General features: G+C 66.0%; 16 protein-coding genes. 6 read left to right on the forward strand and 10 right to left on the reverse strand.

Going from position 1 to position 14,395, the window contains the following annotated elements:
• Nucleotides 1-66 precede the first annotated feature (66 nt).
• The 3 genes from EDF63_RS03885 (at nucleotide 67) to EDF63_RS03890 (ending at nucleotide 2,675) form a co-directional block, all read left to right on the forward strand.
• Nucleotides 67-1,038 (forward strand): hypothetical protein, encoded by a 972-nt coding sequence (locus tag EDF63_RS03885; RefSeq protein ID WP_123311349.1) that lies wholly within the window; start codon nucleotides 67-69, stop codon nucleotides 1,036-1,038.
• A 446-nt stretch (nucleotides 1,039-1,484) separates the two neighbouring features.
• Nucleotides 1,485-2,027, forward strand: a complete 543-nt coding sequence (locus EDF63_RS18380) for a hypothetical protein (RefSeq protein WP_146247667.1) — start codon at nucleotides 1,485-1,487, stop codon at nucleotides 2,025-2,027.
• 330 nt (nucleotides 2,028-2,357) lie between these two features.
• On the forward strand, nucleotides 2,358-2,675 hold the full coding sequence (locus EDF63_RS03890; protein ID WP_148061716.1) for a hypothetical protein: 318 nt from the start codon (nucleotides 2,358-2,360) through the stop codon (nucleotides 2,673-2,675).
• A 138-nt stretch (nucleotides 2,676-2,813) separates the two neighbouring features.
• Here the strand turns inward: EDF63_RS03890 and EDF63_RS03895 are convergent, their stop codons facing one another.
• Both EDF63_RS03895 and EDF63_RS03900 read right to left on the reverse strand, forming a co-directional pair.
• Nucleotides 2,814-3,386: a uracil-DNA glycosylase family protein gene (locus tag EDF63_RS03895; protein ID WP_123311353.1), complete on the reverse strand. Its 573-nt coding sequence runs from the start codon at nucleotides 3,384-3,386 to the stop codon at nucleotides 2,814-2,816.
• Nucleotides 3,383-4,549 (reverse strand): TDT family transporter, encoded by a 1,167-nt coding sequence (locus EDF63_RS03900; protein WP_260232962.1) that lies wholly within the window; start codon nucleotides 4,547-4,549, stop codon nucleotides 3,383-3,385. Before EDF63_RS03900 ends, EDF63_RS03895 begins: the two co-directional genes overlap by 4 nt.
• Before the next feature lie 63 nt (nucleotides 4,550-4,612).
• Here EDF63_RS03900 and EDF63_RS03905 point away from each other — a divergent pair, with 63 nt between their 5' ends.
• Nucleotides 4,613-5,545 carry a LysR family transcriptional regulator gene (locus EDF63_RS03905; protein ID WP_395871504.1) on the forward strand — a complete coding sequence of 311 codons (933 nt, stop codon included), beginning with the start codon at nucleotides 4,613-4,615 and terminating at the stop codon, nucleotides 5,543-5,545.
• On the opposite strand, the gene eno is transcribed toward EDF63_RS03905, so the two are convergent.
• The 7 genes from eno to EDF63_RS03940 form a co-directional block, all read right to left on the reverse strand.
• Nucleotides 5,530-6,864, reverse strand: a complete 1,335-nt coding sequence (gene eno / locus EDF63_RS03910; RefSeq protein WP_123311355.1) for a phosphopyruvate hydratase — start codon at nucleotides 6,862-6,864, stop codon at nucleotides 5,530-5,532. The genes EDF63_RS03905 and eno overlap by 16 nt on opposite strands.
• A 161-nt stretch (nucleotides 6,865-7,025) precedes the next feature.
• Complete coding sequence (locus tag EDF63_RS03915; RefSeq protein ID WP_123311357.1) at nucleotides 7,026-7,511, reverse strand: inorganic diphosphatase; 486 nt, start codon at nucleotides 7,509-7,511, stop codon at nucleotides 7,026-7,028.
• 26 nt (nucleotides 7,512-7,537) lie between these two features.
• Nucleotides 7,538-7,909 carry a CrcB family protein gene (locus EDF63_RS03920; protein ID WP_055960823.1) on the reverse strand — a complete coding sequence of 124 codons (372 nt, stop codon included), beginning with the start codon at nucleotides 7,907-7,909 and terminating at the stop codon, nucleotides 7,538-7,540.
• On the reverse strand, nucleotides 7,906-8,409 hold the full coding sequence (locus EDF63_RS03925; RefSeq protein ID WP_395871324.1) for a CrcB family protein: 504 nt from the start codon (nucleotides 8,407-8,409) through the stop codon (nucleotides 7,906-7,908). Before EDF63_RS03925 ends, EDF63_RS03920 begins: the two co-directional genes overlap by 4 nt.
• Entirely contained in the window at nucleotides 8,406-9,149 is a 744-nt protein-coding gene (locus tag EDF63_RS03930) for a 2,3-diphosphoglycerate-dependent phosphoglycerate mutase (RefSeq protein WP_123311359.1), read from the reverse strand. Before EDF63_RS03930 ends, EDF63_RS03925 begins: the two co-directional genes overlap by 4 nt.
• Nucleotides 9,146-9,652 (reverse strand): universal stress protein, encoded by a 507-nt coding sequence (locus EDF63_RS03935; RefSeq protein ID WP_260232964.1) that lies wholly within the window; start codon nucleotides 9,650-9,652, stop codon nucleotides 9,146-9,148. Before EDF63_RS03935 ends, EDF63_RS03930 begins: the two co-directional genes overlap by 4 nt.
• Before the next feature lie 261 nt (nucleotides 9,653-9,913).
• Nucleotides 9,914-11,104, reverse strand: a complete 1,191-nt coding sequence (locus EDF63_RS03940; RefSeq protein WP_123311361.1) for an IS30 family transposase — start codon at nucleotides 11,102-11,104, stop codon at nucleotides 9,914-9,916.
• A 211-nt stretch (nucleotides 11,105-11,315) separates the two neighbouring features.
• Here EDF63_RS03940 and EDF63_RS03945 point away from each other — a divergent pair, with 211 nt between their 5' ends.
• Nucleotides 11,316-12,038 (forward strand): HNH endonuclease, encoded by a 723-nt coding sequence (locus EDF63_RS03945; protein ID WP_185021279.1) that lies wholly within the window; start codon nucleotides 11,316-11,318, stop codon nucleotides 12,036-12,038.
• Nucleotides 12,035-12,964, forward strand: a complete 930-nt coding sequence (locus tag EDF63_RS03950) for a hypothetical protein (RefSeq protein WP_111223407.1) — start codon at nucleotides 12,035-12,037, stop codon at nucleotides 12,962-12,964. The genes EDF63_RS03945 and EDF63_RS03950 overlap by 4 nt, the downstream gene beginning before the upstream one ends.
• 1,228 nt (nucleotides 12,965-14,192) lie before the next feature.
• On the opposite strand, the gene EDF63_RS03955 is transcribed toward EDF63_RS03950, so the two are convergent.
• Nucleotides 14,193-14,387, reverse strand: coding sequence for a hypothetical protein (locus EDF63_RS03955; protein ID WP_148061717.1), 195 nt, complete (start codon nucleotides 14,385-14,387; stop codon nucleotides 14,193-14,195).
• Between the last annotated feature and the right edge of the window lie 8 nt (nucleotides 14,388-14,395).

Raw genomic sequence — 14,395 nt, forward strand, 5'->3', positions numbered from 1 at the left:
CGGGCTGGATCGCAGAAACTTATGAGCCACAGAACCGTCCGTCTTTGGGCGAGAGCGTGAGGGGCAGTGACTGAAGTTAACGTCACGGCGATCTATGAGCTACCTGTACCGATCTGGGTCGCGGCGGCAACGTTGAGTCGGACCTACGAATCGGGTGTTGGTGGCCTCGAATTCGACGTTGCGATGCCGAAAGATCATGAGCCAGACGGCGCACCGCCCGCTATCTCGGACTTGTCAGAGGAGGCGGAGGGCTTAACCTGGACGCAGGAGTACGGTGCTTTCATCCCTGAGTCCTTGAAGCCAGCCACGGCGCTGGTGCGCATCGCGCTGCTGAATGTTAAGGGCCCAAATGACGATGACCTGCCCTGGCGGACAGTGGATCAGCAGCTTGCGGAGGGTGTCGACTGGTGGTTCGGCAGTGTTCGCAGTTGGGTGGAGGTCCTTACCGGCCAGGATCTCAACCCTAAACACCGCGTATTCGACGCAGAAGCGGTGGGCTCGGGGCTTACCTTTATCGAACCACCGCATCAAAACGCCCTTGGGTTGAGGATCACCACCCCGCACATTCGGCCAGTCCAAGAACGAGAGTGGGAAGCGCTGCTGAAGGCCGTCGGGGAGGGGAAAGAACCTCCGTTGGAAGAGCTGCTTAGCCGCGATGCCCGTGCTGCGCAACGTCGAGGCGCGAATCGTCGAGCGATCATCGACGCTACTACGGCGGTAGAGATCGCCTTGACGCGCCACGTCGGAAGCCTGCGCTCCACTTTGCCGCCGAAGCAGCAGAAACGGCTTGACCGGAAACCGAGCTTCGGGACCTTCATCTCGATTGCAGAAGACTCAGGGCTAACGCTGCAGGTGACGTATGAGCGTCTTCGCTCTTCAAATGAGTTGCGTAACAATGCTGCGCACCGAGGTTTGGCACCCAGCGATCTCGAGGCTGTTCGGGCCGTCCAAGTCATGATCGATTTTCTGGCGGAGCACGGTGTTTACCGCCGGATGGCGACTTCCGAGCCCGACGGCAGTGAGTTCACCGTCTATTGAGACGCGTGAAGGATTGTGACTTCGAGAATGAGTAGCCTGCGCATGGTGACTCGGACAGTCCCGACGCGGGCGGAATCCGATCAGAGCGAGGGAGCTCCCGGGATTCAAGCTTCAGAACCGGCAGTCACCGGTCGAGCACGCACGCGGTACTCGATGCCGTGACGCTACGAGCATGCGGCACCTCTCTGATCGGGTCTGCGACGCCGTGATCTCCGTCAAGGAGGTTGGCGCTCCGTTGACGTCGCGCGAAGGAGCGTGATGAGCGCATCGCGACCAGAGACTTCCGCAAGCCTTTAACACCAAGCGGATCGAGGCCTGATGTCGATGGATCCAGGCCAGGAGTCACGAGTCGGCCGGTCGCGCTTGACGAGCAGGATGGGCCCCCATTCGGGGGGCTGGACACCTCGCGACGAGGTTTGAGCCCGACTCGCCTATATGCTGCTTCGATGAGGAGTCACGATCCCGAAAACCCGGTCGTCTACAGCGGTTCAATCCGATGGGCGATCACACTACGTCCGCTGGTGGTCACACTCACCGGTGTGGTGGCGGCCGGTCTAGCTGTAGGGATAACCCGCGTTCTGGAGTGGGGTCGTTCAGTATTCGATGTCGTTGCCCTTGGGTGGGGGATCTGGGGGACTTTGCTCGCGCTAACGATTTATCTCGTAAGCACTGCAAATGCGAAGACGGCGATTGACGCGTCACAGGATGAAGAGGACGCGGAGGACGCGACTGAGGGGGTCGTCGCGACAGTGGGTTCGACGATGAGCGGTCCTGCCCTCAAAACTGCGCTGTCTGAGCACGAGGACTACGTCAAGGCCCTACGGCGGAAGTACCCGGATATCCCGCTAAAGGACATAGTGTACGTAGATGTCGCGCCCCGGAAGGGCCAGGAACGCAATCGGGCTCGAATCATTGCGACGCGTGAAGGTAAAGAGTACAGCGTATTCCACGGGGGTCGTACGGGGAGCTGGATCATCAGACGCGTCTGAGCCACGGCCCGGTGGGTCAAGGGATGAACGGAGGTTGGGCCACGTGCTTCGGCGCGCAGCTGAGCTATCACGTACTGGTAGGAGCGGCGGAGAGTCGTCGAGGCGGTCGGATCTCGTCGCCATGCCGACGGCCTCTCATCCTCACGTGTGCCTAGGCAGCCTGAAGTTCAGGCATTCTCCCCGGCCGAGGCCCGACCGGCAACGCGGACACCCGCGATAGTGCGGCCGATGCGAACGCCGACCAGGGTGCGCCTAAGGAGCTGTCGCCGGTCGTCTCGATAGCCGATCCTTAGCAGGTCAGCCGCCTCGAAGAGCGAGGAAGCTCGAGCAGTGCAAGCGAACATCAAATCGGTGACAGTGCACGGCCGAACTCAGGACCGTGACGCCGACCTCGACCACGTACAGCAGTTCGAAGTTGAGACCGACACGGGACACCGTTACGTGGTCACCTGCGAAGACCCACCAGCCGGATCTCCCTCAGACCGGAAGGTGACGCTCGCCGATGATGGTCACCTAGTCGGCAGTGTCCGCTTGCTCGGCGCAGGCATGCCTGGCGCGACCAACTACCGTTACAAGAAAGCTGGCGCGCTCCTCGCGGGCGGTAAGCAGTTCGATCTGTGGAACGCGGTGCAGTCCCTGTTGCAGTGATGCCTCTCGGCTGGTCGGGCACTAACCAGCACTCGGCCGTTTGCGGCGCTGTTGAGCGTGTTCGATAGACGATGGACTTTCGAGGCTCAGATCCTTCGTCCAACAACCGGCCGGGCAACAGCTGATCGTTCGTGTCCGTCACAGCGGTCGCGCCAGCGCGGCGAGCTGAAGTGCCCGCACGGAACGGAGGTGTTGTTCCGAGCGGTGACGGCCGTTAGCGGGAGAGGGGTGCGGTGCTGCGATGACCGGGATGAGTCGGGGGCGCTCGTCCAGGGTGAGGTGTCGCATGACGCCGTCGAGGGCGACGGCCCCGTACGTGACGATGGCGTTGAGCGCGGGGAGGGCCGCGAGCAGTGTGGCGAGGGCATGCCGCCCCTCGTCGATGTCCGCGAGCCGCACGCGGTCGGGCAGTTCCCATGGGATGAGGTTCCAGCGGACGTATTCGTTGCGTGCGAGACCGGACTCGATGCGGGCTGCGCGGAACGCGGCCGCGGTCGGGCCCGGGTTGTCCTCGCTGCAGATCGCTGCGTGCGCTGCGGCGATGGTCTGGGGGCCGGGCGACTGCATCAGGACCAGGACGCGGCTGGATCGGCCGCCGGATCGTGGGTCGAAGTTCGGGACGAACCGTCGGCTGCCGTTGGCCGCGGTCCGCCACATCTCCGCGAGACCGTTCAGCGATCGAACGTCAGCGAGTTCCTCGGGGGTGCTCATGCCGGCTGTGGCGGTGCCAGCAGGGTGCCACGGATGACGGATCCGTGGAAGGTGCGAAGGGCAACGGTGATCCATGCGGCGACGAGGCCGGCGTAGTAGAGGACGGCGAGGACGGCGACGACGGTGAGTCCGGAGTGCAGGGCGAGCCCATTGAGTCCGGTGACGCAGGTCCCGACGGGGAACGTGAAGGACCACCAGGTCAGGCTGAACGGCAAGTGCTCTCGGGCAGTGCGGATGGTGATCGCGAGGGCGATGACGGTCCACAGCAGCGCGAAGCCGAGCATCGCGAACCCGTACACCAGCGCCACGACGAGGAGCGCGTGAGCGGTGGATTCGTCGACGACGGTGTGCGCGTTCGATGCGAGGAGGTTCACCGCGGTGATCGACTGTCCGACCGGCCCGAGGACGATCCACAGAGTCGGGACCATGCCCGCGGCACCGACCTTGTGCTGCGCGAGTCGGTTCCAGATCAACGTGATCACGACCAGCGACGTGATGAGGCTGAGGCCGAAGAAGCCGTAGCAGGACCACAGCAGTGTCTCGCGCCACTGTCCGGCGGGAGCGTAGGGCAGGAGGAGCGCGCCGGTGGAGGCGGACACCATCGGCGGGACGATCGGCATCAACCAACCGCCGAACGCGGAGTCGGGCTTGTTCTCGTGGCGGGTGAACGCCAGGTACGGCACCAGGACTGCCGTGAGCAGTCCTCCGATGGTGCCGATGGTCCACAGGACCCAGTCGACGGTGACGGCAGCGGGCAGGCCGACCCAGTCCTTGCCGAGCAGGAGTGTCCCGGCACCGACGGTGAGGAACGCCATCGGTGGTGCGCCGTAGAAGTGGGAGATGACCGGGTTGAGGTGGTGCCTGGCTGCAGTGCTCCGGTAGCGGATCCAGTGCAGCACCGTCGCGATCGTGAGGGCGACGAGGAGCACCGCGGCGATCGCCCACACGACCGTCGCCGCGAGGCGCAGCCCGGGGAACTGCAGCGGCAGTGACGCAGCTGCGACAGCGACGATCCCCGTGCCCATGATCGACGCGAACCAGTTCGGTGTGAGATTCGACACGATCAGGCCTGGCCGCTCCAGGTCACGGAACAACGCCGTCTGCGGCCGTTGGGGCAGCTGGCTACCGTTCGCGGGTGCAGGGTCGGTGCGGAGCGTTGTCATGGGCCAAGCCTGCGCGAATCCTGCCTCTGGCGGTACCGGGAACCTCTTGGCGGGGCACAATCAATGATTGTGGCACTACGGCGACTCACGGACCGAACGCTCGACCTCGACACACTCGACGTGCTCGCACGCGTCGCCGAAACCGGCTCCCTCTCCGCTGCCGCTGAAGCGCTCGGCGTCACGCAACAGGCAGTGTCTGCTCGGATCCGGGTCGCCGAGCGCATGGTCGGTCACTTGTTGGTGCACCGCTCGACCACGGGGTCGGTGCTGACCGAGACCGGCCGGCTCGTCGTCGGGCTGGCCGGACCGGTCCTCGACGCGTCTCGCCACCTCGAGGCAGGAGTGGCTGCGCTGCGGGCTCCCACGGGGTCGCTCGTCGTCGCAGCGTCACAGACGATCGCGGAGCTGCTGCTGCCGGGCTGGCTGCTCGAATTCCGCCGCCGCGAACCCGACGTGCGGGTGCGTCTGATCGCGGGCAACTCCGCCGCGGTGACGGACCTCGTGCAGTCGGGTGGCGCGAACCTCGGGTTCACGGAGACCCCGGTGACGGCAGCAGGTGTGTCCGCGCAGGTTATCGCGGACGATGAGCTCGCGGTCGTCGTTGCGCCGGACCATCCCTGGGCCCGGTCGACCGGGATCACTGCGGAGGTCCTGGCGGCGACGGCTCTGCTCCTGCGGGAAGAGGGTTCCGGGACTCGCGCGACCCTCGCCGCATGGCTCAGGGAGGCCGGTTTGAGCCTGTCGGTTCCGGCAGCGGTGCTGGAGACCACGAGCATCATCCGGGCGAACGCGCAGGCTGGAATTGCACCGGCGGTGATGAGCCTTCGCACGGTCGCCGCCGACATCAACGACGGGTCGCTGGTGCGGGTCCCGCTCGCTGGGCCGCCACTTGCCCGGCCGTTGCGGGCGATCTGGTCGGGAGAGCCCCAGCCAGCTGGTTCTGCTTTCCTGCGCGTCGCCCACGAGGTGGCCGGTCGGGGTCAGCGCAGCCCGTAGGGCAGCTCCGGATTGTTCTCTGCGATCTCGGTGAGCCGGTTGTACTTCGCGACGCGTTCTCCGCGGGCGGGTGCGCCGGACTTGATCTGTCCGGTTCCGGTGCCGACGACGAGGTCCGCGATGAACGTGTCGGTGGTCTCCCCGGACCGGTGCGACACCATGCTCCGCATCCCGAGCGAGCGTGCGACGCCGATCGCGTCCAGGGTCTGGGAGACGGTGCCGATCTGGTTCGGCTTGATGAGCGCCGCGTTCGAGAGCCCGTCCTTCCCGCCATCGCGGATGCGCTGCGGATCGGTGACGTAGAGATCATCGCCGACGATCTGGAGCATGTCGCCGAGCGCGGACGACATCGCCTTCCAGCCGCCGTGGTCATCTTCGGAGAAGCCGTCTTCGATGCTCCGGATCGGATACCGGCTGATGAGGTCGCGGTAGTAGTCGACCATGCCTGCGCGGTCGAGCCGGCGGTCCACGACCCGGTAGCTACCGTCACCGAGCGCAAACTCGTTCGCTGCCGGGTCGAGTGCGATCGCGACGGTGGCCACGCCGGGCTCGTAGCCAGCGGCACTGATAGCGGCGACGAGGAGGTCGAGGGCCTCCTCGGGCGCGGCGATCGATGGGGCGAAGCCGCCTTCGTCCCCGAGACCGAGACTGCCGAACCGTTCCCGGACCAGTGCCGCCAGTGCGTGGTAGACGTCCGACCCGATCCGAACCGCGTCGGTCATGGTCTCGGCGTTCACCGGGGCGATCATGAACTCCTGGAAGTCGAGCGCGTTCGCTGCGTGCGCTCCGCCGTTGAGCACGTTGAAGTGCGGGACGGGCAGGCGGGGCGTGCTGCCGGTGACGTCTGCGATCCAACGCCAGAGCGGCAGCTCCGCTGCGGCGGCGAGAGCGCGTGCCATCGCGATCGAGGTCGCGACGACACTGTTTGCGCCGAGCCGGCGGTAGTTCGGGGTGCCGTCGAGGGCAGCGAGGGCAGCGTCGGCCTGCCCGATCGAGGTCCACGACTGGCCGGTGATCATCGGTGCGACGTCCGTCGTGATGAGGTGCAGTGCCTGGCTCACGTCGCGGCCGCCGTAGATGCTGCCGCCGTCGCGAAGCTCGACAGCCTCATGCGCGCCAGTGGATGCGCCTGCGGGGGCGTCACCGGTGACGACGGTGCCGTCCTCGAGCTCGAGACGCACCTGGATCGTCGGGTAGCCGCGGGAGTCGAGGATCCGGGAGCCGTGCAGGCTGCTGATGGTGACGGGGCGGCTGGCGTGGGTCACGTACTCGCCCTGATGGTGGGTGGTGTGGTGGACGTTGCTGATGTAGTCGTTCATGGCGGTTGTCGCCTTTCGGGTTGGTCGTGCGGGTGTGGGCCGCGGGAAGGCGGAGGGACGACCTCCTGGCGATCACTGGGCGCCAGTTGCCTCCCCACGGCGGTTCAGGGCGCGCACTGGATGGTGTCGGGTGCGCGGGTGCGCGGGTGCGCGGGTACCGGTCAGGGGTGCGGGGTGAACCGTTCCTGTGCGGCGCGGATGATGGCTTCGGCGTCGACACGGTTCGCCCACCCGTTGGTGGTGACGTGCTTGCCGTGCTCGATCTCCTTGTAGTGGGCGAAGAAGTGCTCGATCTCCGCCAGGACCGCTTCGGCGACGTCGGAGATGTCCTGGACGTGGTCGAAGCGGACGTCTCCGGCGGGGACGGTGAGGATCTTGTCATCGCCGCCGTTCTCGTCGACCATGCGGAGCATCCCGACCGGACGGACGTCGATGACGACGCCGGGGAACGTGGGCCGGGGCAGCAGCACGAGCGCGTCGAGGGGGTCGCCGTCATCGCCGAGAGTGTCGTCGATCGAGCCGTAGTCCTGCGGGAACACCATGCTGGTGAACACCGCCCGGTCCAGGCGGATCCGTCCGGTGACGTGGTCGACCTCGTACTTGTTGCCGCTGCCGCGGGGGATCTCGATCGTGATGTCGAAGTGCATGAGCTGTTCGTCTCCCAGTCGGATGGTCAAGTGAGGGTGCCGAGGGTGACGCCCCCGGCGGCTGCGGCGACGGAGACGACGAGCATCCCGAGACCGTTCACGGCAGCCGCGGTGGTGCGGCCGGTGCGTGCGAGGCGGACGGTCTCGAAGCTGGCGGTGCTGAACGTGGTGTAGCCACCCATGAGCCCTGTTCCGAGCACCGCGACGGGGGTAGCGCCGAGGTGACCGGCGGCGCCGGTGATCAAGCCCAGCAGGAACGAGCCGGTGATGTTGATCGTCAGCGTCCCGACCGGGAGCCGGAACTGCCGACCCCGGTTGATCGCACCATCCACGAAGAACCGTGCGGCCGCGCCGACACCGCCAGCGACAGCGACGCTGAGGAAGGCCAGGGCGCTCATGATGTGGCTCCGTTCGGTCGGACCAAGCCCGCGATCGCGAGGCCGCTACCGGTGGCGATCGCGCCGGCGAGGACCGTCAGGAGCCCGTACCCGGTGCCGGCCAACCCGCGGCCGTCGAGGAACAACACCGCGGTGCTGGTCGCGAGGGTGCTGTAGGTGGTGAACCCGCCGAGGACACCGGTTCCCAGAAGCAGGCGCAGTGTCCGGCGGCGACCCTCGTCAGGTCCGCGATGCGCGAGGTGTTCCAGCAGCACACCGAGGAGGAGCGCGCCGGCGGTGTTGATCCAGAAGATCGCCCAGGACACTCCGTGCTGAGAGGGGAACGCGGTGCTGAGTCCGTCGCGTGCGGCGGTACCGATGGCGCCGCCGAGTGCGACGACACCGAGGTACCGCCACCGCAGATGCACTGGCCGGGCGATACGTTCCGGGTCGTTGGCGTCGATGTCCGGGTCGGGCGGGAGCTGCCCATCGGGCAGGTCCGTGTCCGTTCGGGAGGTCATGTTCCACCTTCCGCAGCGACCGCTGCCGCTGCTGCTCGTGCTGCCGGATGCAGGTACTCCCCACCCCGCGGACAGAACCCACCGTCGCCGTCGAACCGGTAGATCAGGGGTTCGCCCGTGGGGAGGTTCAGGTCCGCGAGCTCACCGTCAGTCAGGCCGTCCATGCAGGCACACAGTGCCCGCAAAGAGTTGCCGTGCGCGACGACGAGCACTGTCTGCCCGTCGCGGAGTGCCGGGGTGATGCGGTCCGACAGGACGGGTTGGACCCGGCGGATGACGTCGGAGAGTGTTTCGGTTCGACGAACTGCCGCCCACGGCAGCCCACGAAGCGCCGGCGTCCGCCGGAGCGCCAGCCACGCGCGGATCGACATCCGTGGCGGCCGACCCGTGCGGGTCCGGCGAACAGCGAAGAACTGCTCCGCCCCCAACGCCGTTTGCGCATTCTGCTTGGACATGCCGGTGAGGGCGCCGTAGTTCCGCTCGTTCAACCGCCACGTCGACTCGATCGGCGCATCACGTCCGAGGGCGTCGGTGACGAGCTCCGCCGTGTGGAGCGCCCGCTCGAGCGTCGACGTGAGCACGAGGTCCGTTCGGATGCCGGCATGCAGAAGTAGCAACCCAGCCCGATTCGCTTCGGCGCTGCCCTGTTTGGTCAGCGCGACGTCTCGCAAGCCGGTGAAGGTGCCGGCAGCGTTCGCGGTGCTCTGTCCGTGGCGGAGCAGAACGAGCTGGCCGGTCACGGGGTGTCCCAGGGCAGTGGGGCATCGAACCCGACCGGATCAACGGGCACTACGAGCACTGAACGGTGCTGTCGATGGGTCAGCCGTGCCGCGACCGACCCCGTGAAGAACTCCGCGATTCGACCCGCTCCCGTCCTGGCCCCGACGACCAGCATCGCCGCGTCGCGGTCTTCGGCCACCTGCGACAGTGCCCGGCTCGGATCCCCGACACCCGGGACGAACGTGACGTCGACGCCGTAGGTCGTTGCGGCAGCACGTACTGCCGCCTCGTCACTGTCCGACAAGCCCTGCGGTGTCGTGTCAGCGGTATCAGGGTCGATTGGTTCCACCATCACCGACCCGTCCGAGCGCGTACCGGCATCGATGAGCGATGCATCCACGCTGACGCACACCAGCGTCGTACCGAAGCGGCGCGCGATGGACGACGCAACCTCGATGACCCCGGGCGCGAGGCCGGGTGGGACGCCGACGACGACCGGTCCGGTACCGATTGGTGCTGTCATGACACTCCCTACCTCAGGCGCGCCGAAACGCGACCAGCTGAGATAGGGACTGTTGTCGACAACTGTCGAGGTTGGGTCCGGCAAGCCCCACTACCGGGTCCGAAGACATCACCAGTATGCACCCGAACCCCCAAGTCACGCGAGCCGTCTCGCGCATCCGTGATGTCCCGACACCGAAGGAAGTGATTCCGACGACACGGATCGAAGCTGCCCACACCCTTCCGCAGGACATTCATCCGTCTCGACGGCCGATCGGCGGTTTCATGGGGTCGTTGCAACGGGTGGTTGTTTCGGGTCTGAGAGTAGCTGTTCGAAGGCTTCTGCCGGGGTCCGGTAGCCGAGCGTTTTGCGGGGGCGTCCGTTGAGTTCCGCAGCGACTTCGAGGAGCCGTTCCGGGCTGTGGATGGTGAGGTCGGTGGACTTCGGGAAGTACTGGCGGAGGAGGCCGTTGGTGTTCTCGTTCGAGCCGCGCTGCCACGGTTTGTGGGGGTCGCAGAAGTAGATCGCCAAGTCCGTGGCGAGGGTGATGTCCTTGTGCCGGGCAAGCTCGGTGCCCTGATCCCACGTCAACGAACGACGGAGATGCTCGGGCAGGGTCTGGATGGTGGGGATCATCGCGTCGCGGACCGCGTCGGCGCTGTGCCCATCAGGCAGGTGCAGCAGCATCACGTACCGGGTCGTGCGCTCGACGAGAGTGCCGATAGCACTGCGCGCGTTCGTACCGACGATCAGGTCGCCTTCCCAGTGGCCGGGCACGGCCCGATCGTCGGCCTCGGCGGGGCGTTCGCTGATCAGGATCATGTCGCGGATCTTCGACCACGAAGCCCGCCTGGGCTCGCCGCGGTGCCGGCGGATTGCACGGCCGGTGCGGAGGTGTGTGTGCAGGTCAGCGCGCAAGTGACCGCGGCCCTGGACGAACAGGGACTGGTAGATCGTCTCGTGCGACACGTGCATCTCCGGCCGGTTCGGGAAGGACCTGGCCAGGTCATCACGGATCTGCTCCGGGGACCAGTTCCGCACCAACCGCAGCTCCACCTGCAGAGCGAGCTCGACCCGGTCTAGCTTCCGCGGTTTCGGTCGCCGCGCACGAGCACGGCACTGCTTCTCAGCGGAGTACGGCCGGTAGGTTCCACCAGCCGCGGAGTTCCTCGTCAGCTCGCGGCTGATCGTCGATGGCGCCCGACCGAGTGCTGTCGCGATCGCACGCACACCAGCACCGCCGAGGCGCAGGTCCGCGATCTGGAGCCGCTCTTCCTGGCTGAGGTACCTGTCGGAGCGGGGCGTGTGGGCGAACGGGTTCCGTCCGCCGGCTGCTTTGACCCATCGGTATCCCTGACGTCGGTCCACGCCGACAGCATCACAGGCCGCCGTGTGTCCGAGGCCTTGTCTCAATAGCTCCCAGAACCGCGCCTCTCGGGCACGGTGTTCCAGCCTCGATGGTGATCCGGACATCTTGCCGCGCCCTTCAGTGACTGATTCGCTCTCGCGTTAGGCCCGGTTCACGGTTGGGTGCGCAACAGTGCCGACCTCTGCCGTCTCCGGAGGAACCTGGCTCATTCGGGCTTCGGTAAGTGCGACGGCGTCGGTGTACTTCAAGGGCGCCTGACGCCACCAAACGTCACGCCCTCTCATCCGTGACGCGGCGCTCACTCACGATATGTTCGTGACGAGCTACCTCGATGATCGGAGCCCGATGCCTCGCCCCCTCGCCGCGGATCGACCACTGGCCGCGTTCCGCTGCGGCGGTTGCGGTGTTGAGTACCCGACGCATCTGCGGAATCGGAAGTACTGCACGAGCGAGTGCCGTCTGCTCTACTCGACGGCACGCACGGGGTGCTGCTACGGATGCCGCACCCAGATCGCGATGGACCTCGATGAGCGGTTCGTCGCGCATGTCACGGGCGAATGGGAAACACTCTCGACCGCGTTCGCGGCTGAGCACGAGGACTGCCGGCGCGGGATCATCGATGAGTCGGGACGGCCGGTCGGTTGCGGATGTTCGCGGTGTAGCCGGGATCGAGGCGATGCCCAGCCACGGATGGGCCTCGCTTCCCCGTCGAAGGCGCGCGAGGTGACACCGGAGTTCGCGAGGAACCGGCCGATCGTGCTCGAGCGCGACGCTTGGGTGTGCCAGATCTGCGCCATCCCGATCGACCGCGACGCGCGATCGTTCGAAGACCTCGCGCCGGCTGTCGACCACATCGTTCGCGTGACCGAGGGCGGAGGCGACGAGCTGGACAACCTTCGCGCGACGCATCGGTGGTGCAATCTCAGGCGCGAGCACTTCTTCTTCGGCGCTGACGGTCTCGTTGCGGAGGCGGCGCGAGCTCGCTTCGGGGGTGCTCTAAAGGGTCTGCGCGCCAGCAAACGAGCAGACGAGCGATGAGTCCGCCAAGCGGCTTCGATGGTGCTGGCTGGTTCGGCGATCTCTCGAAGATCGGCGCACAATTCGGCAGCATCGTGCCGAAATACACGTTCGATCTGCAGCCCGGCCTCCTCGCGAACCCTTCGTGGTACACGCCGAAGACGGACTGGGCGGCCACGATCGCGAGCTCGTCGATCGCCCAGGAGCTGATTCGTAACGTCACGACGAGCTTCTCCAGCCTCGTCGTGCCGGGACTGACGTCGAGCGCGCTCGGTTCAATCCTGGCGAATCTGCCTTCGTGGGAGGACATGGCACGGGGCATCTACCCCGTGAACATCCTCGATGCCGAGGCAGACATCACCATTGCCGAGATGAAGGCCTGGATGCTCGAGGAAGGCCTACCGATTGCGTGGGTGCCTCGTGCGACGACGATCGACGCGTTGCACGCCGCCGGCTCAGCCTCCGCGCGACGGGTCGTCTTCGGTCGACGCTGGAAGACGATCCTGACCGACTGCGAAGCTGTTCTGCAGAAGGTGTCCTCGTCGGAGGTTGCCCCGTTCGCCACGCTCGCGCAGAAGGCGATCGACGGAATCCGAGAAGGTCATCATGAGCTTGCCCAGGCGTTCGTGGCGAACACCCTGGACACGACTACGCGACGCTGGATGTCGACGAGCCTGCGCACAGAGGTGACTTCAGCCTCACCGAAGAAGCGCAAGGATCCGGACACGTTCACATCGCGTCAGTTCTTCGCGTTCGCGCAGCTCCAAGGCATCTACCGGCCGTACTTCCCCGACGACGGCGAACCGATCCCTGCAACGTTCAACCGTCATGCGGCAGCGCACGGGGTCTCACGCAGGCAGTACTCCCGAATCAACTCGGTGATTGGAGCAGCGCATCTCACCAGTTGGCTCTGGTTCGTCGACACGGGCTTGAGCCGGAACTCCTGACCCGTCACTAGATGTTTGACGTCCTGCCGGTGGTCTCATGCGGATCGGCTAACGGACACGTCGTGCAACCCTTTTCCTATGGTCGACGATGAGGTTCCGCTGGCTCGCGGCGACGCTTCCGCGAGCGTCATGCGCGTGGGTGACACCGTTCGGAAGCCTCCTCTTCCATCAACGTTGTCCGTGGCTCGGTTCACCGCCCACCTACGATCCCGAGGTAACGACGTGCCGACTGCGCACGGTCGGGATCGGGATAAGGGCCGCAGCTCTTCGAGACCTCCCGGCAGATCTGTCATTCATTCCGCCCGCGGCCTGGGCTTTTCGGCACGCGACAGCAAACGCTGCAAAACGACCGCGACACCACGTCTGCAAGCCCCTTGTCCGCAGGCACCGATGCGACACTTTGCGTCGACGCTCACATCTGTCGCCGTGCGAATAACGTGTCTCCTTCGCACGCAACTTGTCGCCGTGTGCGCGGGCGGGTGTCGCCACGGTCCTGCCCGCAAGGTCAGGACCGGGCAGCTCGCGTGACACGTCCGCATGACGCACCTTCAGTGCGAAAGGTCGCGGACCAGCTATGTGAGACGGAGACTGCCGGAAGCCAGCGCGCGTAGGAGGGTCTCAGCGATGCAGTGACCTCGGTCGTAGCCAGCGACCGGCTATCGGACGCGCTGAGGTCCGCTTGATCGGCGGCGACGGCGGACCCAGAGCGCGAGGAACACGACCTCCATCGCTGCCAGTGGGAGCAAGGACCAAACGGCCCATGTCGCGCCCACCAGGATTGCGACCAACGCCGCCACACTTAGAACTGCGGCGATGATGACACCGCCGCCCACGAAGCCCCGCTTCATCGCATCGACTTCTTGTTCAGTGACCATCGCCGGACCTCCGAAACCGAGTCTGTCAGTCACATGCTCACTTGTACCGCCAGCCGATCGACTACCGAACGGCGGCGCGCGCGGAAGAACTAGTCTGACGAGGCAGGCTGGACGAGGGTTTACCTCGGCGGGTTGCGATCGATCGGAGCGTCGTGTTCACCCCTACCTCTCACTACCTGGCTGTGATGAACCCTGGCGGAAGTATCCCGTTTCCCATCTGGATCGTCATCGTCCTGGCGCTCGTGGCAGTAGGCGGTGTCCTCGCCTTCAAACGAGGACGACGGAAGTAACGTCGTGGGCCTGACTCCGGCCGGCCCGATGCGAGGCCGCTGGCTCCATGATCACTCGAACCCCTACCCCGATGTGGTGAACATCCCGAGGAGCACCCCGGCGGCGGCGAGCACCCATCCGCTGATGATGATCGGGAACCACGGAAGCTTCTTCCGGTAGAGCTTGCCTGTTCGGCGGTAGTCGATGAGGTAGTAGACGATGCCGCTCGCGAACGGCAGCGCGCCGATGATGAACAGGGTGATGGCGAGAGAACGCATGCTGTCGA

The sequence above is a fragment of the Curtobacterium sp. JUb34 genome, assembly GCF_003755065.1.
Classification (GTDB): Bacteria; Actinomycetota; Actinomycetes; order Actinomycetales; family Microbacteriaceae; genus Curtobacterium.